The organism is Streptomyces sp. NPDC001513 (genome assembly GCF_042894695.1).
Taxonomy (GTDB): domain Bacteria; phylum Actinomycetota; class Actinomycetes; order Streptomycetales; family Streptomycetaceae; genus Streptomyces.
On sequence record NZ_JBIAVU010000013.1, the window covers coordinates 216,198 to 232,296 of the forward strand.

Genomic DNA, 16,099 nt, shown 5'->3' on the forward strand with positions numbered 1-16,099 from the left:
CCGGGCTTACTGGGGCTCAGCCGCAGCCGCCACCACCGCAGCAGCCGCCCCCGCCGCCCATCGCGGGCGCGGGGGCACTGCTCGTCCCGCCGACGGCGACGGCCGACAGCAGCTTGACGGTGTCGGCGTGCCCGGCCGGGCAGTCGGCGGGCGCGGAGGACTCCGCCATGGGCCGGCTGACCTCAAAGGTGTCGTCGCAGGTCCGGCAGCGGTATTCGTATCGAGGCATGCGCACAGGCTAAGCGCGCCCGACACCCGGGCGCTACGTACGGCGCGGCTACGGTGATGGCGCGGATACGGCTACGGGCAGCGGCCGTGCATGACGGGGGGCCGCCCGTGTCCCTGAGCCCGCCGCACCCGGTCCTCCCGCGCCGCCTGCTCGGGGTGGCGGGCACGCCAGTACGGATTGTCGTGCGGCAGCGCGCTGCCCACCCGCCCGTACATCCCGAACCACATCAGCATCACGCCGACGACGAAGCTGAACAGCACGTTCTGGATCCGGAAGGCCAGGAAGTTCAGCTCCGTGTCCAGCAGCGCCAGATTCACGAACCCGCTCGCGATGAACAGCACGCCCAGCACGATGTTCAGCGTCGAGGCGAAGGTGCCGCCCACCACCATCCCGAAGAACAGCAGCGCACCGATGCAGATCGACAGGACGCTCAGCGCCCCGTTGGTGTTGAGCGCGAGCACCGTGTTCCCGCCGGTGTCGAAGAACCCGATCTGATCGATCAGCCCCAGGATCCCGAACACCACGAGGAGCAGCCCCGTCAGCCCCGCCCCGACCCGGTACACCTGGCTCAGCTTGTGGTCCGTGGGCAGATGATCGTCGAGCCGCGCGTTGACCGGATGCAGCGCGCGCCCCATGCGCCGGGACACCGTGTCGGCGAACCGCGGCGGAGGCGGTGCATCAGGATCGGGCTCATGGGCCACGTAGGGCGCGTAGTGCTCATGCGGCTCGGTGCACCCGTACGCCGCGTGAGCCACGTACGGCCCCGGCTCCTCGGGCACCGTCGCAGGAGGCTTGTGAAAGGTGCGGGCAGCCATGGTGCCCTCCTCTGGTCCGTTACCGGCACCTCCCAGCATCCGTCGCCGAACGCCACGAAACAAACGGGACCGGCTCCGGCAGGCCTACCCCTGCCCCCGCTCGGCCCGGATCCCGCTCACCACCCGGTTCACGGCCGCCCGTACGTCCTCCATCTCGTGGAGGAACGCCCAGTAGTCGGGGTGCCGGCCCTCCAGGCCCTGCACCGCCCGGCCCACCCGCGCCACCGCATCGTCCAGCGGCCCCGCATGCCGGGGATCCGGCACGCTGCGGCCCGCCATCGCCAGCCGCTGTGCGTCCCGGATCGCGAACCGCGTCCGGTCCACCTCCGCCTGCGGATCCCGCGCGACCGCCTCCAACCGCGTCAACCGGTCCTGCGCCGCCGACACCGCCTCGTCCGTCGCGTCCAGCGAGCCGCGGACCGCCTCGATCAGCGCCCCCACGTCAGCCCAGCGCTGCTCGTCCCGCGCCCGCCCGGCCTCCTTCAGCCGGTTCTCGGCCTCCGCGACGTCCCGTACCGCCTGATCCGGCACGTGCTGCAGGTCCTGCCAGCACGCCGCACTGAACCGCCGACGCAACTCGCTCAGCACCGGATCCACCCGGTCCGCCCGGTTGCGCAGGGCCTGCGCCCGCGTCCGCAGACTCACCAGCCGCCGGTCGATCTCCGCCGCCCGCTCCGGCAGCCGCGCCACCTCGGCCCGTATCGCCTCCGCGTCACGCAGGATCCGGTCCGCGCGCTGCACCGTCTCCTGCACCCCGTGCTGCGCCGCGCCCTGGTTCAGCTTGGTCAGCTCCGGGCCGAGCGCCGCCAGCCGCGCCGCCAGATCATCGGCCCGCATGCCCTTGGCCCGTACGGCGTCCAGCGCGTCGCTCGCCCCGATCAGCGCGGCCCGGGCCCGCTCCCGCGCCGGCGCGACCCGCGCGAGCTGCGTCTCGGCCTTGTCCAGCAGCGGCTGCAACCCCTGCGCGAACCGGTCCAGCTCGCCCTTGACCCGTACCAGCTCGTCGCGGGCCCGGGTCAGCTCCTCGCGGGCCCGCGTCGCCACGGAACCCTCCAGCTCGGGCCGGTCCAGGTCGTGCGCGTCGACCGCCTCGATGTAGACGTGGCTGACCTGGTCGATCCGCTGCCCGAGCGCGGCGAAGCCCTCGGTCGCCTGCCGCGCGGCGGGCGACCCGTCCGCCGCGGCGATCGTCTCGATCGAGATCCGCAGATCCCGCTGTGCCGTATCCAGCTCGTAGAACGCGGCGGCGGCGGCATCCTTCGCCGCCTGCGCATCCGCCCGCCGACTCTCGTCCCGCCCACCGAACCACCGCCGGGATGCCGTCGTCACAATCCCTCTCCCGTACCGCGTCCGCCATGCCCCGATCCATTCTCCCCCACGGCAACGGGTTTGCGTGGCGGGCGTGCACGCCATGTAGGCTGTCCACTCATCCACGGGTGCGTAGCTCAGGGGTAGAGCGCTGCTCTTACAAAGCAGATGTCGGCGGTTCGAAACCGTCCGCGCCCACCAGTACGAAGGCCCCCAACCGATCACGGTTGGGGGCCTTTGACGGTAGTTCTTGACGGCAGTCACCCCTGTGGGACCCTCCGCCGCAGCATCCGGTCCATGTGCCCGATCGCCTCCCGCCGCGTGTCTTCCGAGACGTGCGTGTAGATGTTCATCGTGACGGCGATCTGCGAATGACCCAGGATCTCCATGACCACCCGCGCTGGCACACCCGCCGCGAAGAGGAGGGTGGCGCACCCGTGCCGCGCGTCGTGGAGGCGAATCCGGGGGAGCCCCGCCTCCTCCCCGATCCGCTCGAAGGACCGGCTGATGTTCCGCGGCTCCACCGGCCGGCCGGTCCGGGTCGTGAACACGTAGTCGCTCTCCTGCCAGGCCTCGCTGGCGGCTTCCCGCTGGGCGGCCTGCCGCAGACGCTGCCACCGGAGCGGCGCCACGGACATGAGCGGGATCGGGATGACCCGACTCCGTCGGTTCTTGGTGGAGTCCGCGTACAACTCCTTCTGCACGCGCTGGATCTGGTTCCGCACGGTCAGGGTCCGGCGCTCCAGGTCGATGTCCCGCCAGCGCAGCCCCAAGACCTCCCCGCGCCGCAGCCCCATCGTCACGGCCACCACGAAGGCCGCGTACAAGGGGTCTCGCCGCGCGGCTTCCAGGAAAGTCACCGTCTGGTCGAGGTTCCACGGCTGGAGCTCCCGTGACTGGACCCGGGGCGCCGGCACGAGCTGGACGACGTTCCTGCTGATGAGTTCCTCCCGGCAGGCTGCGGAAATGGCACTGCGGAGCACGCGGTGAGACTCCTTGGCGGTGGCGGCCGACGTCTGGGTGGTCACGGCGGCGAGCATGCGCCGGACGTCCGTGACCGAGAGGGATTCGAGACGCCTTGAGCCGAGGTTCGGGATCAGGTACCGCCGGACGTGCGTTTCGTACTTCGCGTACGTCGTCTTCTTCCGCTCGCTCCGCACGTACTCCTCCAGCCAGTGCGGCAGCCACTCGGAGAGGCGGGCGGACTTGGTGGGCGTCGGAACGCCCTGCCGATCCCGAAGAACCAGCTCCTGCCGCTTGGCGTCGCACTCCTCCCAGGTCTTGCCGTACACGGTCTTCCGGGCGCGGGTCCCGTCGGGCTGCGGCACGTAGACCCGGGCTTCGTAACGGCCGTCTGAGCGCTGCCAGATGCTGCCGGCGCCGTTCGGGTTCCTCTTGCGTGCCATCAGGCGGCTTCCTCCAACTTGTTCTGCATGAAGGTGCGAAGGGAGTCGGCGGGCACTCGGCGTGCCCGACCGATGGTGATGCTCGGGAGCTGCTTCGAGCGGATGAGGTTGTAGACCATGAAGCGACTGAGGCTCAGCGCCTCCATGACCTCCGGGACGGTGAGCGCAATGTGGGTGGTGGGCAAGGGCGAACTCACGTCTGCCTCCATGGCGGTGGGCCGTGTGTGTCCGAGGTTGGGATTTCTGCGTCACCGCGTCACTTGCGTCATTCGTGGCTGTGACCTGCGGGTTTGGGTGACGCAGGGGGTTGGGGGCTGTGTCACCGGTGACACAGCCATCCGTCACGGGGTGACGCAGGTGACGCAGGATGACGCAGAGATTCGGGTTCTGCGTCACCCGTATCGATGCAGGTCAGGCCCAGTTTTAGGGGGTGCCGTGACGCAGGTGACGCAGCGTCTTCCTACTTAGGAAAAAGAAGGGGCTTGTCTCTGTTGTTGTGTGCGCCTTCGGGCGTAAATGCGGAGCCGCGAGCGGCACGCCCTTTGGGCGGCGGCGGGCCGCCGAAGAACAAGAAGAGCACCGGCCACCAGGGGGCGGGGTGCTCCTCTTGCTTGTACGGCCGGACCGCTGGCCCGGGGGTTAGAAGAGGTCTTTCTGCTCGTTCTGCGGGGGCTGGGGGCGGGCCATGGCGATGTAGCGGGCGGCTTTGGTGCGGCCCCAGTCGACGAGGACGCCGCGGGCGGCGAGGACGGGTTGGAGGCGCTTGAGGCGGTCGGAGAGGACCTTGCCGGTGGTGGGCCATCCCTTGGGCTGGGGCCGGAAGTCCTCGCCGGTGTAGAGCTGGGTGAGGGCGTGGAGCCACTCGGCCGATGTCATGCGGACCTCGGTGCCGGGCTCGGTTTCGGCGGCGTGCTTGAGGACGGTCTGGGCGAGGAGGTCACCTTCGATGACGTCGTCGTTGAGGTCGTCCAGGCTGGCCCGGTAGGCGTCCAGCGCTCCGAAGCTGCGGGCGGCGTCGAGCTGCGCGCACAGGTGGGCGAAGTCGGCCATGCGCAGGTCGGTGGGGATGTCGGCCTGGGCGGCGCGGACGCTGACGGCCAGGTCGAGCACGGACCCCAGGATGATGGGCAGCTCCCGCGCGAACTCCGTCCACAGCTCTGCCTCGGTCCGCCGCACGCGGGGGCGTTCCAGGCGCAGAGGCAGGAGGCGTTCGGCGAGGTCGGGGCGGATGACGCCGACGTCGATGCCGGTCAGCAGCAGGGGGCGGCGGTAGCGGGAGCGGACGACGTCGCCGTCGGTGAACAGGGCCCGTTTGATGTTCTCGGCGCCGGTGACGATGCAGCACATGAGGTCGGAGAGGTCCGGGCCGAGGTGGGAGAGGTTGTCGAGGCCGGTGATCCACCCGGCGGCGACAGCGGTGATCATGTTCTCTTCGTCTTTGGGCGGGCGGCGCAGGTCGCCGCTCATGCCCTCGATGATCCGTACGAGCATCTTGCCGGCGGTGGACTTGCCCGCGCCCTGGGGGCCGGTGAGGAACGGGGCCGGGACGGGAACGTCGGGGCCGAGGCAGCCGACGAGCCAGGCCAGTGCCAGGCCCTCGCTCTGGGCGCTGGAGAAGTTGACCAGGCGCATCAGCAGGTCGATTCCCTTGCCGTCGGTGTCCTTGACGGGGATCGGGAGTTCGCCGGTGAGCTGGGTACGGCGCCAGCACATCTCCTCCGGGTCGGGGACGCGGATGTCCCAGCCGTTGGGGTGGATGCGGACGGACTGTCCGTCGTCGCGGCCCAGGTCCAGCCAGGTCGCCCCGTCGAATCCGGGGGCGACGCGGATGTGGACGGGCTGGACGTCCTCGGTGAGCGCGAGTGCTTCGATCAAGTCGAGTGCCTCCTTGAGGGCGGTTCCGTTGAAGACGCCGACCCCGTCGCGGAACAGGCCGACCATGAGTTCCTGGCGGTGGCTGCCGGTGGTGCCCTGGGAGCGGATCGGGCGGGCTACGGGGTGGCCGTTGCGCTGTGCGTAGACGGTGCCGTCGACGGTGCGGAAGTACCGGAAGTGGGCCTGCGCGTAGTCGGTGATGACCTCGCGTGCCGGGTTCTTCTCGTCCTCAGGCATGTCGCATCCCCAGAGAAGCGACGGCGTTGGACCACGCGTCCTCGCAGTGCCGCAGGGACTCGCCCCTTTCCTGCGCGGCCTTGAAGAGGCGCTTGATGTGCGCGTCGGTGAGGCAGCCGCACCGGCCGTGGACGGACAGCACGGCGAGGAACAGCCGGTACACAGCCCTGTGGACGCCGTCCGGTGCCTGCTCGATGCGCTGTACGGCCATGGCGATGCCGCGTTCCAGATAGGCCGGTGAGCGGTGCCGGCATTCCCCGCCCCCAGAGGGCACCGGCGCCGTCACGGGGCTCGATGCCGATGCCCGGCGGACCGTGGCGGGTTCCTTCGCTACAAGCGCGCGTACGGCGTCCGGGAGCGGTGCCAGGGCGCCAGTGCCGGGGCCGAGCCACCGGGCGTAGGACATGAGCGACTTGACGTCGACCCCGGGACGAACGCCGTTTCGGGAGGTCACAGTGCCGAGGTAGATCCAGTGCTGGCCGCGCGTGCTGGCCACGATGCGCGTACGGGGCAGGTTCTGACCGGCCCAGGCGATCGCGTCGGCGTTGTCGAGATCGACGACCGTGAGGCCGGTGCCGCCGGGGTGGTAGGCGACGGCGGCGGCCTGCCGCCAGGCCGGGCTCCATGCGGGCGAAGTGAGAACGGCCGGGTCGGTGGTGGCGGCGGCCCAGGCGTGGCACGGCGCCGCACACACGCACGGTCCGGGGGTCTTCATGTTCGGCCGGCCGCCGCAGGCGTTGTTCCGGCAGGTACGGCAGTTGCCCATGGGGCCCTTCCCTTCCCGGAGCGGCAGGACGGGAATGCCCTGCCCGGCGAGGTCGAGGGCCGCGCGTAGCTGCACGGAGGGGGCGGGTTGGGTCATGATGAAGTCCTCCAGTTCAGTGGAATCTGCTGGATGAGGGCGGCCCGGACTTTGCCGAGACGGGGCCGCCCTCGTTGTGTCTGCCGCGCGGGGTTCAGGTGCGGATCTGTCTGCGCACTTCCGCGACGAGGTGGATGATCCGGTGGGCCATATCGGTGATCGCCCGCAACCGCTCTTCCACGTCCGCCGGGTCCGGCTGGGTGAAGGAGAACGAGCGGTCGTCTTCGGGCTGGGGGTTGGTGAAGGAGAACGACACAGGTGGTTCCTGTCGGTTCAGAGGGCGGCGGAGATGACGGCGAGGACCAGAGCGGCGGCGGCGCCGATGACGAGGGCCGCAACGCCGGAGGCCCACAGGGGGCGCCCCATACCCATGGGGTCGCGGAGATCGGCCAGGTTGTCGCTGAAGCGGGAGTGCAGGATGGTGAGCGGACCCAGGGAGGCGTACCAGCGGCCGAGGCGGTCTATCTCGCCGGCGCTTTCCTCGTCGGGGAAGTGACCGCCGTGCAGGGCCTGGCGGTGGCTCTCGGCCTCGGCGGCGAGATCGTCGAGGTGAAAGGACACCGGGGAAGTCGTCAGACAGACGGGGCAGCGGTACCGGTAGCGGCGCACAGGTCTTGGTCTCCTGATGGTCGAAGGTGAGGCAGGGCAGGACAGTGCGGCGCCCCGCCTGGAAGGGACTCCGAGCGGGGCGTGGGGCTGTGCTTTGGCGGGCTGCTGGGCGGCGCCGGGTCAGATGTTCTGGTGGTGGGCGCGCTGGATGGCGGCTTCCCACACGCCGCGTACTTGTGCGCCGGTGTGGGAGTCGTTCCAGACGGGGATTGCTTCCCACTGGTTGCCGTGCTGGCGGCGGGCTTCGTCCAGGAGGAGGTTCCCGGCGTCCCGGTAGGCGGCATCGCGGGTGCCGGCCGCCGCACGCAGGGCGCCGATGGAGCAGCGGGCGCCCTCGGGGTGGATCAGCCGGAGCTTGGCCCAGCCGTGGGTGTCGAGGAACGCGAGAGCGTCGGTCAGGGTCTTCTCGACCGGGCCGGGCCGGTGGACAGGCGGGGCCGCGGCGAGGATGACGGAAACCGGTGAGGGAGCGGCCGGGTCCGCAGGTGCGGTGGGTTCCGGTGCGGGGTCGAGGAGTTGGAACGCTTTCGCGTACAGGGCGGGGTCGATCGGGGTGAAGCCGGTTTCGGTGCGCGTGTTCATGCTGCTGACCTCCACAGTCCGTTCTCGTTGGTGACCTCGTCCCGCCTCTTCAGTTCGGACAGGCGCGGCTTGATGTGTTTGACGGAGGTGCCCAGCTTTCGGGCGATGGTCTCGGCGGTCAGGGGGATGGATTGCTCTCGCAGGAGTTCGAGAATGCGCGGCTTGATCTGCTCCTGGCCGTCCGCAAGGCCTGCGGGGCCGGTGGAGTCCGCCTGGGCTGCCGACTGTTGTGGTGCGGGCCCGGAGGGTCCCCGCTGTGTGGCGGTGAGGAGGTCGGGGAGGCTGCCGATCAGGTTCTTGCCGCGCTTGTCGACCACCGGGGTCCGTGCGATCGCCTCCCGATGCCGCCAGGCCTCGCAGTCTTCAGCGGCGACGGGCAGCGGGTCGCCTGCGAGGGAGGCGGGGGCAACGTCCAGGTGCAGGGAGCGGAACTGGCTGGCCTGCGATCCGGGGGTGAGGAGGTAGCCGAGGCCGAAGGTGCCGTCCTCGGGGTTGGCGGACGCTGTGGTGTCCAGGCCGCTCATGTCCCGGACGGCAACCTTCTGGGCCTGGCCGGGCCAGGAGTCGGGGATCATCGACAGGTCGATGCCCTCCGCGCCCTGGACGGCATTCGTGCCGACGAGCGAGCCCTGGCCCTTGGCGCAGCGCAGGAACACCGCGCCGCCGCCGATCAGGAGCTGGGAGCGGATGATCGACGAGTTCCCGAGGTCTTCGGCGAGTGGGGTTTGGGTGGCCAGGACCACGCCGATCCCCCTCTTCAGGGACCGGCGGGTGAGCTGTTCGACGATCGCTTTGGCCTCCGCGTGGTACGGCGAGGAGACGGACAGCAGCATGTGGGCTTCGTCGATGACGAACGCGATCAGCGGGTCAGTGAAGGGGAAGGACGGGGAGCGGTAGCGGGATTCGCGGTCGAGCATCATCGCGTAGGCCAGGCGCAGGGCGCCCATCGCCTCGTCCAGACCGTCCCCGCAGTACGCGGCCAGTGTGGCTCCGGCGATGGTTCCGGCCTGCGGAGACGCCAGGATCACCGCGATCCCCGAGCGGTGCGCGGACAGCAGGACCTGTTCGAGGACTCCGGACTTTCCGGAGCGGGAGCCGCCGACGAGGTAGAGGTGGCGGGCGCCGGAGCCGGGCTGGGCCAGGGGAACGAGCGCGGGAGACGCGTCGATGTAGGTGCCCAGGCGGACGTACCCACGCGCGTCCATGGACAGCTCGTCCACGACGGTGGAGAGCATGGTGCCGTGGATCAGCGCGTGCTCTTGCATCACGCGCACCCCCATCTGTGAGGGCTTGTCGGTCGGTGCCAACGCGATCTGGATGGTTGACAGGTCCAGGTTGCCCGCGAGGTCCGAGAGGTTGACCGTCCCGATCGCTTTCCGGTTGCGGGTGGCGATTCCTTCCCAGTCGAGGGGCCCGTTGTAGCGGGTGAGGGTCAGGGTGGTGCCGGGCATCGCTCCTTCCGCAGTGGCCACGTGCGCGGCCCACACCTCCTCAGGACTCGTCGGGACACCGGCCGCTATCTCCGGCTGTGCGGGTGCCTTCTTGAGGTGGACGGTGATCGGTAGAGCGTTGGGCGCGTAGTGCTTGGGGTCTCCCATCTCCACCTGGGAGACAGGGATTTGGTAGACGGAGGCGATGTCGGCGGCCTTCACGCGGACCTGCTGGCCCTGGGGCAGCGCGATGACCCCCGTGAACAACACCTGGTCGTCCCCGGCCTGGATGGCGAGGTGTGCGAGGTGGGCGCCGGGCTGGATGAGCTTGCGGCCCTCGGTCTGGGTGGGCCCGGAGATGAACTCTGTCCACCAGGCGGTGATGAGCTGTGCCTGCGAGGACTGCTCGGCCGTGGTTGTGGCGGGGAGCGTGGGGAGCTGGTCGGTGGTGTTGCGGTGGTGGGCCAGGACGGCCGCGCCGGCAGGGGCGGCGAGGCCGAGGGCGAACAGCGGATTGATACCGGACGCCAGGATCTCGTGGGCAGCGATGCCGCAGCCAGTGGCGGTGATCCCGCAGGCGATCAGGGACCGCAGGGCGGGCACGGAGGCGTTGACGGCCCAAGCGCCCGCTCCGGCCGCTGCTGCGGCGATGGCGGACCAGGGGCCGACCGTGAGAGCTCCCACGGCGAGAGCGGCGGGCGCGTACTGGATGAACTGTGCTCGGGTCGGCCCCATGGCCCTTCCTCCTTACTGCTGGGCGTAGAAGGCGGCTTCGGCCATGTCGACCGGGGAGGAGTCCACCGCGTCCGCGATACCCCCGTGCTCGGACTCCACGGTCGTCTTCGCGTCGTCGGCCGCCGCCGCGGCGCTGTCGGCAGCCGAGGTGTAGGCGCCGGCGGCTTCCTTGGCGCCGGTCATGGTCAGGGCGGCGTCGGCGAATTCGGCGGTAGTCGCGTCGTCGACGGCGAGCGCCTTCATCGTTTCGGCCGCGTCCTGCATCTGCTCGGCGCTGTCGTCGACGTCGGAGGCGAGCTTGGTGACGGTCTCGGCGTGGACGTGGACCTGGTGAGTGAGCCAGGCGAGCTTGACGCGCAGCGCCGCATACGTCGCGGCGTCCTTCAGTGATTCGGTGGCAGACATGCGGTCTCCTATCGGGCGTTGTAGAAGTCGCGTTCGGCGGGCTTGGTCAGCGGGGAGTCCGCCACGGCCCGGAAGATGCCGCCGTGGCGGACCTCGGCGTTCGCGGAGGCGGTACGGCAGGCCTCCTCGCCGCCCTGGATCTGGTCGTGGAACTTCTTGGCGGCGGCGGCCTGCAGCTCGAGCTGTTCCTTGAGGTGCTCGCACTTGCCGATGAGGTTGGCACCGACGCCCTTCTCCGTGATCTCGGCGATCAGTACGTCGCAGTCCGCCGCGAGCTCGGTGGATTCGTCCACGAGCGTCAGGCAGGCCTCCTCACTGGTCTGGCACAGGGTGGCCGCGCCTTCGGCGAGGTCGATGACCTGCGTGAGGTTGATGACCTCCCCGCTGCTGTAGGTGCGGGACTTGCCCGAAGCGGTGGTGACGTGGACGCCCTTGTCGTCGACGGTCGCGGCGTGCGGGACGGGCGGGTTGGGCTGCATCGCGGGGTCCTTCCTGATGTGGTCCGGGAGCGTGACGGCCGGGGGCGTAGGGACGGTGCCGGGCGGCGGAATCACCGGACCCGGCACAGGCGGCGGAGGCGGGGCGGTCGGCGCGGTGGTGGGCTTGGGCGGCGGTGCCGCCGCCGTCGGGGGCGCGGTGGGCTTCGGCGGAACGGTCGCCCCCGAGGCCGGCACGGAGGCCCCGGAGGGAGCAGAGGGCCCCGGAGGCGGTGTGGCAGAGGGCGAACCGGAAGGCTTGATGCCTGGCTTCCTCAGGTAGGCGGAGCGCCATCCGTCGCGCAGCCCCCCGGCCCAGTGCGCACCGGCGAGGAGCCCGTAATGGGTTTTAGCCGCCGCGTTGTAGGAGGCGTTGCGGAAGGTATCCGGAGCCTTGGCCGGAGCCCATTTCCCTTTCGGTTTCAGCGGGGGTTTCTTGATTCCCGCCCGCTCGTAGGTGTCGTGTGTGTTGTCGACGCCGACGAGGTAGGTGATGGCGAGGAGTATGAGGAGTTCCATGAGCCTCCCTCATGACAGTCTGTAGTTGACGGGCGGCTACCGGTTACCGGTTACAGGCCCTGTGGACGCCGGTTCGGGCCTCCACGGGGGAGGTTCGGGGTGCGTCTGGGGCTGTAACCGGTAACCTGTAACCGGTAACTGCGCACTCAGCGTGACGAGCCGATGGTGCTGACCGTGTCGTTCGCGGTGTTGAAGACCGCAGCCAGGGTGCTGCGGATCTCCTCGCTGAACGGCGTATACGGGAGGAAGATCCCGGAGAGGATCAGCAGCAGGCAGATCGCCATCTGCTTTCCCTTCGTCTTCTTGAAGGTGAAGAACACCGCCCAGCAGAACAGGACCAGGGCGAAAAACTGGAGCGTCATTCTCATGCACCTTTCTCGAAGGTGAATCCCTTGTTGCTCGCGGGGGTGACCAATCCGGAACCGGAGGAGATCCCGGCGGGCGTGGCGAGCTTCTTGTAGGCGAAGAGGCTTCCGCCTCCAACGAGCGCGACCCACAGCCAGGGGCTGGACGCGATACCGCCACCGGCCTCGGTGGCCTCCTCCGCCTTCTGCTTAGGGGCCGCGCTGCCGAGGGTCGGGGTGGCGCACGCGGCGATCCTCGAAACGTCGTAGGAGGAAGCCTTAGCAACGGCCGCCGCCCGGATCTTCATGCACTCCAGGTAGACGGCCATCTCCCGCTCGTAGAGGGATTTAGCGGCGGTCTCAGCGGTCTGCGCCCGCTGCTTGTCGGCCTCCACCTCGGCCAGCGCGTTCGCGGCCTTCTCCTGCGCGCGGGCACGGTCCTGGGCGGCCTGCTCGGCCTGCATGCTGGTGACGGCCACGACCGTTCCGCACACACCGAGGACAGCGATCGTGCCGCACACCGCGAGCGCGGCCGTGTTCCGACGGACCTGGCCGAGCTTCACGGAGAACTTCGATGCCGTGGCGGGCTTGTCGAGTGTCTCGGGGGTGATGCGGGTGAACTCCTCATCCCAGTCAATGGTGGACATGGGGTTCCTCCTTCCAACGCTGTGTGGGTACGGCCACGTGGCCCGGGGCCAGGGGTGGACGGATGGGCATCAGCTCACGCCGGCGGGCAGGGCCGCGCGGTCCTCGTTGAGGCGCTGGTAGAGCTTGTGGACGTAGGAGGTGGAACGGGTGGAAAGCCGGGCCGCTTCACCGATCGGCTTGCCCTGTACCCAGCACGCGCGGATCACGTTCGCGGCCTCATCAGCGGTCAGCCGGGCAGGCTCCCGCTCCACCCGGTGGACCGAGGTGGACGCAGGGGGAACCGCCGGGTGGAACACCAGGCCTTCACCACAGATGACCAGCAGATTCGCCCGGTGCCGGGGCTCAGGCGTAACCGCTGGAGCGGCCAGCGGGGCGGGCGCCGGGGCTGGGGTGGAAGCCGGGTGGACGACAGGTGCATCCACCCTGTTCACCTCGGCGTCCACCTGGGCCTGGAGGTGGACGATTTTCGTGAGGATCTTCTGCCGGTAGTGGCTGATCGCTTCCGCCAGAACGATCAGGAGGACCGGGGGGATCGAGTGGAGGACGAGCCCTGCCGGGTCGACCTGCCGGGGGAGACCGAAGGGGGTGCCCTGGGGCCACAGCGAGCTCCAGCAGTTCATCACCCAGGTCCCCAGGCCGGCGAACCAGCGCAGCACGGCCGCCCACCCGGAGGACGACAGCCCGTACTCGGACAGGCGCCCGTCGAAGATGAGGACCGTGCCGAGCGCGATGGCGAGCATCGGGTCGAGCATCCACGCGATCCACGGCGACACATCGTGGTCGATCGCGAACATCGTCACGTTCGACGCGGTGAACACCAGCGCTCCGGACGAGACCGCAACCAGCACCCTCGTCAGCTTGGACAGCAGCCCGTTCAACGCATCGATCTGCCCCAGGAAAGAGACACCGGGCGGAGCGGTCTTCGAGAGGCCAGCGTTCACGAGGTGCCGCCATCCTTGAAGACGAACGGGGTGTAGGTCACCGGCTCCTGGGCGGTCCGCCGGCGGATGATGCTGGCGTTCTCCCACGGGTCTCCGTCACGGCGGAGCATCACATCCAGCACGATCCGCACGTCACTCGCACGGCGTTCCAGGAGGCGGTGGTAGACGCGCTCGTCATCCTCGGCGACGGACGGCAGCGGCACGTCCAGGGCTTCCACGACCGCCCTCAGGAGGTCGGTGACGGCCGCGTTGTGGGTGCGCTCGTTCATGCCGCGTCCCTCGGAACCTGCGTGCCGGCGACGCGGTTGGCGACGTCCCGGCGGGCGGCGAGCACCCTGTTGTGGGCCCGGCGGACGCGCCGGCCGTCGAACTCCGAGGCCGGACGATCCAGCAGGGCGATCACCGCGTCCAGCAACTCGACCTCGGCCAGGACCAAGTCCATCTCGGCCTCGATCGCGTCCAGCTCCGCGTCCGACGGCTCCAGACCGTCGGACCACGGCGTAACAACGTCCTGAAGTGCAGCGATGAACTTCATGAGTCTTGCTCCTTCGAGAGAGGAACGGGACCGAACAGCAGCCCCCGGCGTTGTCGCGCCGGGGGCTGCACTGGGTTGGGTTGGCTACTCGAATCCACGAACAGCCACGGCCGCCGACACCCAGCGTGCAGATCAGGTGTCGGCGACTGTGGTCGTTGGTGCGGGTCGGACTGGGCTTCGCACGGCGCCGCTCAAGCCGGGGGCGGTCCGATTCCCCGGCGGTCGTCGCAGCCAAATGTCTGGCCGTGCGGATCTTTAGAGCCGATGGCGTGCCACCCCTTCGGGGCGTAGGGACCGTTGTGACGCGGGCCCGTTCTCAGTCGGCTGGTCTCCACTCGCCTCGGCCGGTGCGGTCACGGCCGTGGTGATGCGGTGGATCACTCTGTGGAGTTCTCAAACGACGACGGCTCTCCGACGAGCGCGGGTAACCCCGAAGGGCTCCCGTAAGAACGGGACACGCCGGACACCAAGAGGTATTGCGGGCACTCCAGAGCAGCCCAAAGAAGGCCCCTCACGAGTGGGTTGTCAGCGACTGAACCGCCGTTTCCGGTGGCCTCGTTGCTTGTGGCAAGCCTGTCCGCGCAGTGCTCAGGAATCGAATGACGGCTTGTCATATGAGGTCTGCCGCTTGCTCGCTACCCCCTGAACAACATGGTGCACCTAGTGCACCATGTTGGCAAGTGGCTCTGCCTACGTCTGGGGGAATGGATGCGGGGAGACTGGTGTACTAGGTACAACACCTGTGACTGGAGGAGTACCCCGATGACCGAGTTTCGAGGGCAGCCGGCATACCTTCAGCTAGCTGACGACCTGCGGGAACGCATCCGAAATGGCAAGCTGCCAGACGGCGCCGCGCTGCCCTCAGCGCAGGATCTGATCAATAGCTCGGGCGCATCAAGCACCGTGGTGAAAAACGCCGTGTCTCTGCTGCGAGCGGAGGGGTACGTCGTCGGTCACCAGGGCAAGGGGGTCTTCGCCCAGTTCCCGCCCCGGCTATCGGACCACTCGCGCGGAGCCGCGGACTGGGCCCTGCCGCTCTTGCAGGCGGGTACGGAATTGGAAGCAGCCCTGCGCGAGGCGCTGAGCAAGGGTGCAACTGACTCGGCGAACAGCGAAGCGGCCCTTGAACGCTGGCGTGCGGCATTCGCCAGCCTGCCGGAGAGCGTCAAGGACCGCTTGGCGAAGGCTTAGTGGCTGCCGGCGGACACGACCGACCACGCGTCGCCGACCAGCTGGTCAAGGCTGGACCGCTCCGGCTTCCATCCGAGATCAGTGGTGATCCTGGAGGTGTCGGCCACTAGACGCGGCGGCTCGGGCTGCGGGGGGCGGTGCACTACGGGCACCTCCCGTCCGGATACCCGTTCAACCGTGGCCACGATCTCCCGCATGCTCGCCGCGGTGGCACCTACGTTGTAGACCCGGTACGGGACAGAAGCGTCGGCCTCAAGAGCCAACACGTAGGCGCGCGCCAAGTCGTCCACGTGCACGAAGTCCCGGACTGCGTCGCCTTCGCCGTTCATCTCAAGGTGCGGGTAGCGGCCGGCTGCCACGGCCACCGCCTTCGGAATGATGCGGCTCTCATCCGCGTCCCCTACCCCGCTGACGGCGCCCGAGATGTTGAAGCAGCGCAGGCTCACGGCCTTGATGCCGCCTGCCTCCGCTCGGGCCCGAAGCGCGTCATCTGCGGCCAGCTTCGACGTCCCGTAGGGATTGCTCGGAGCGGGCACGGTGTCTTCGCCGATGGGCTGCTGCTCCGGCGCCCCGTAGACCGCCGCCGTAGAGCCTAGGATGACCGTGGGGGCCTCCGAGCCCGCAGAGGCGGCAGCCAGCGCATCGAGCAGCGTCACTGTGCCGCCGGCGTTGACGGCCTGGTACTCCTCCGGCCGCTCGAAGGATTCGCGGACTCGCGTCAGAGCCGCGAGGTGGCATACGCCATGGACACCATCAAGAGCTGCCCTGAGGGCTTTCACGTCGCGGATATCGCCGTGGAAGACCTGGGACACCGGCAGCTCTGGCACGGGGGTACCGGCCGGCCGATGCGTGAGTGCCACGGTGTCATGGCCTGCCTCGGCGAGCCGTCGTACAACCGCGTTGCCCACGAATCCGTAGGCGCCGGTCACAAGTACGCGCACTGATCTGCCTC

General features: G+C 69.4%; 20 protein-coding genes and 1 tRNA gene. 2 read left to right on the forward strand and 19 right to left on the reverse strand.

The features are described from left to right. Window positions 1-16: 16 nt before the first annotated feature. The 3 genes from ACFYZ4_RS28190 to ACFYZ4_RS28200 all read right to left on the reverse strand — a co-directional run bounded on the left by ACFYZ4_RS28190 (window position 17) and on the right by ACFYZ4_RS28200 (window position 2,373). Window positions 17-229, reverse strand: coding sequence for a zinc ribbon domain-containing protein (locus tag ACFYZ4_RS28190; RefSeq protein ID WP_351291157.1), 213 nt, complete (start codon window positions 227-229; stop codon window positions 17-19). 71 nt (window positions 230-300) lie between these two features. Continuing rightward, window positions 301-864: a DUF4383 domain-containing protein gene (locus ACFYZ4_RS28195; RefSeq protein ID WP_351291193.1), complete on the reverse strand. Its 564-nt coding sequence runs from the start codon at window positions 862-864 to the stop codon at window positions 301-303. Window positions 865-1,128: 264 nt separating this feature from the next. Next, window positions 1,129-2,373 carry a hypothetical protein gene (locus ACFYZ4_RS28200; RefSeq protein WP_351291159.1) on the reverse strand — a complete coding sequence of 415 codons (1,245 nt, stop codon included), beginning with the start codon at window positions 2,371-2,373 and terminating at the stop codon, window positions 1,129-1,131. Between the two features lie 105 nt (window positions 2,374-2,478). On the opposite strand from ACFYZ4_RS28200, the gene ACFYZ4_RS28205 reads away from it, so the two are divergent. Beyond that, window positions 2,479-2,553, forward strand: a tRNA-Val gene (locus ACFYZ4_RS28205). Between the two features lie 59 nt (window positions 2,554-2,612). Here the strand turns inward: ACFYZ4_RS28205 and ACFYZ4_RS28210 are convergent. The 15 genes from ACFYZ4_RS28210 to ACFYZ4_RS28280 form a co-directional block, all read right to left on the reverse strand. After that, window positions 2,613-3,758, reverse strand: a complete 1,146-nt coding sequence (locus ACFYZ4_RS28210; protein ID WP_390785148.1) for a tyrosine-type recombinase/integrase — start codon at window positions 3,756-3,758, stop codon at window positions 2,613-2,615. Further along, window positions 3,758-3,955, reverse strand: coding sequence for a helix-turn-helix domain-containing protein (locus tag ACFYZ4_RS28215; RefSeq protein ID WP_390785149.1), 198 nt, complete (start codon window positions 3,953-3,955; stop codon window positions 3,758-3,760). Before ACFYZ4_RS28215 ends, ACFYZ4_RS28210 begins: the two co-directional genes overlap by 1 nt. Window positions 3,956-4,397: 442 nt before the next feature. Further along, entirely contained in the window at window positions 4,398-5,870 is a 1,473-nt protein-coding gene (locus ACFYZ4_RS28220) for an ATP-binding protein (RefSeq protein WP_390785150.1), read from the reverse strand. Continuing rightward, the gene (locus ACFYZ4_RS28225) at window positions 5,863-6,732 is read right to left on the reverse strand and encodes a bifunctional DNA primase/polymerase (protein WP_390785151.1); all 870 of its coding nucleotides are present in this window, start codon (window positions 6,730-6,732) and stop codon (window positions 5,863-5,865) included. The genes ACFYZ4_RS28220 and ACFYZ4_RS28225 overlap by 8 nt, the downstream gene beginning before the upstream one ends. Window positions 6,733-6,826: 94 nt before the next feature. Continuing rightward, complete coding sequence (locus tag ACFYZ4_RS28230) at window positions 6,827-6,988, reverse strand: hypothetical protein (RefSeq protein WP_390785152.1); 162 nt, start codon at window positions 6,986-6,988, stop codon at window positions 6,827-6,829. Between the two features lie 17 nt (window positions 6,989-7,005). After that, window positions 7,006-7,293, reverse strand: coding sequence for a hypothetical protein (locus tag ACFYZ4_RS28235; protein ID WP_390785153.1), 288 nt, complete (start codon window positions 7,291-7,293; stop codon window positions 7,006-7,008). A gap of 168 nt (window positions 7,294-7,461) precedes the next feature. Further along, a complete protein-coding gene (locus tag ACFYZ4_RS28240) occupies window positions 7,462-7,923 on the reverse strand; it encodes a hypothetical protein (RefSeq protein ID WP_390785154.1) in 462 nt (153 codons plus the stop codon). Beyond that, window positions 7,920-10,088 carry a hypothetical protein gene (locus ACFYZ4_RS28245; protein ID WP_390785155.1) on the reverse strand — a complete coding sequence of 723 codons (2,169 nt, stop codon included), beginning with the start codon at window positions 10,086-10,088 and terminating at the stop codon, window positions 7,920-7,922. The genes ACFYZ4_RS28240 and ACFYZ4_RS28245 overlap by 4 nt, the downstream gene beginning before the upstream one ends. 12 nt (window positions 10,089-10,100) lie before the next feature. Beyond that, entirely contained in the window at window positions 10,101-10,493 is a 393-nt protein-coding gene (locus ACFYZ4_RS28250; RefSeq protein WP_390785156.1) for a hypothetical protein, read from the reverse strand. Window positions 10,494-10,501: 8 nt separating this feature from the next. Continuing rightward, entirely contained in the window at window positions 10,502-11,488 is a 987-nt protein-coding gene (locus ACFYZ4_RS28255) for a hypothetical protein (protein ID WP_390785157.1), read from the reverse strand. Window positions 11,489-11,634: 146 nt separating this feature from the next. Further along, window positions 11,635-11,850 carry a hypothetical protein gene (locus tag ACFYZ4_RS28260; protein WP_390785158.1) on the reverse strand — a complete coding sequence of 72 codons (216 nt, stop codon included), beginning with the start codon at window positions 11,848-11,850 and terminating at the stop codon, window positions 11,635-11,637. A 2-nt stretch (window positions 11,851-11,852) separates the two neighbouring features. Continuing rightward, complete coding sequence (locus tag ACFYZ4_RS28265; RefSeq protein WP_390785159.1) at window positions 11,853-12,479, reverse strand: hypothetical protein; 627 nt, start codon at window positions 12,477-12,479, stop codon at window positions 11,853-11,855. Window positions 12,480-12,548: 69 nt separating this feature from the next. After that, entirely contained in the window at window positions 12,549-13,421 is an 873-nt protein-coding gene (locus ACFYZ4_RS28270) for a hypothetical protein (protein ID WP_390785160.1), read from the reverse strand. Beyond that, window positions 13,418-13,690: a hypothetical protein gene (locus ACFYZ4_RS28275; protein ID WP_390785161.1), complete on the reverse strand. Its 273-nt coding sequence runs from the start codon at window positions 13,688-13,690 to the stop codon at window positions 13,418-13,420. Before ACFYZ4_RS28275 ends, ACFYZ4_RS28270 begins: the two co-directional genes overlap by 4 nt. Beyond that, entirely contained in the window at window positions 13,687-13,956 is a 270-nt protein-coding gene (locus ACFYZ4_RS28280) for a DUF6284 family protein (RefSeq protein WP_390785162.1), read from the reverse strand. Before ACFYZ4_RS28280 ends, ACFYZ4_RS28275 begins: the two co-directional genes overlap by 4 nt. A 762-nt stretch (window positions 13,957-14,718) precedes the next feature. Here ACFYZ4_RS28280 and ACFYZ4_RS28285 point away from each other — a divergent pair. Then, window positions 14,719-15,147, forward strand: a complete 429-nt coding sequence (locus ACFYZ4_RS28285) for a GntR family transcriptional regulator (protein WP_390785163.1) — start codon at window positions 14,719-14,721, stop codon at window positions 15,145-15,147. Here ACFYZ4_RS28285 and ACFYZ4_RS28290 read toward each other — a convergent pair. Then, a complete protein-coding gene (locus ACFYZ4_RS28290; RefSeq protein ID WP_390785164.1) occupies window positions 15,144-16,088 on the reverse strand; it encodes an NAD-dependent epimerase/dehydratase family protein in 945 nt (314 codons plus the stop codon). The genes ACFYZ4_RS28285 and ACFYZ4_RS28290 overlap by 4 nt on opposite strands. Window positions 16,089-16,099 lie beyond the last annotated feature (11 nt).

Excerpts from the sequence above, each read along its gene's own strand:
- ACFYZ4_RS28190 (WP_351291157.1), bottom strand. The coding sequence starts at position 229 with ATGCCTCGATACGAATACCGCTGCCGGACCTGCGACGACACCTTTGAG.
- ACFYZ4_RS28195 (WP_351291193.1), bottom strand. The coding sequence starts at position 864 with ATGGGGCGCGCGCTGCATCCGGTCAACGCGCGGCTCGACGATCATCTG.
- ACFYZ4_RS28210 (WP_390785148.1), bottom strand. The coding sequence starts at position 3,758 with ATGGCACGCAAGAGGAACCCGAACGGCGCCGGCAGCATCTGGCAGCGC.
- ACFYZ4_RS28220 (WP_390785150.1), bottom strand. The coding sequence starts at position 5,870 with ATGCCTGAGGACGAGAAGAACCCGGCACGCGAGGTCATCACCGACTAC.
- ACFYZ4_RS28225 (WP_390785151.1), bottom strand. The coding sequence starts at position 6,732 with ATGACCCAACCCGCCCCCTCCGTGCAGCTACGCGCGGCCCTCGACCTC.
- ACFYZ4_RS28240 (WP_390785154.1), bottom strand. The coding sequence starts at position 7,923 with ATGAACACGCGCACCGAAACCGGCTTCACCCCGATCGACCCCGCCCTG.
- ACFYZ4_RS28245 (WP_390785155.1), bottom strand. The coding sequence starts at position 10,088 with ATGGGGCCGACCCGAGCACAGTTCATCCAGTACGCGCCCGCCGCTCTC.
- ACFYZ4_RS28250 (WP_390785156.1), bottom strand. The coding sequence starts at position 10,493 with ATGTCTGCCACCGAATCACTGAAGGACGCCGCGACGTATGCGGCGCTG.
- ACFYZ4_RS28255 (WP_390785157.1), bottom strand. The coding sequence starts at position 11,488 with ATGGAACTCCTCATACTCCTCGCCATCACCTACCTCGTCGGCGTCGAC.
- ACFYZ4_RS28260 (WP_390785158.1), bottom strand. The coding sequence starts at position 11,850 with ATGACGCTCCAGTTTTTCGCCCTGGTCCTGTTCTGCTGGGCGGTGTTC.
- ACFYZ4_RS28265 (WP_390785159.1), bottom strand. The coding sequence starts at position 12,479 with ATGTCCACCATTGACTGGGATGAGGAGTTCACCCGCATCACCCCCGAG.
- ACFYZ4_RS28275 (WP_390785161.1), bottom strand. The coding sequence starts at position 13,690 with ATGAACGAGCGCACCCACAACGCGGCCGTCACCGACCTCCTGAGGGCG.
- ACFYZ4_RS28280 (WP_390785162.1), bottom strand. The coding sequence starts at position 13,956 with ATGAAGTTCATCGCTGCACTTCAGGACGTTGTTACGCCGTGGTCCGAC.
- ACFYZ4_RS28285 (WP_390785163.1), top strand. The coding sequence starts at position 14,719 with ATGACCGAGTTTCGAGGGCAGCCGGCATACCTTCAGCTAGCTGACGAC.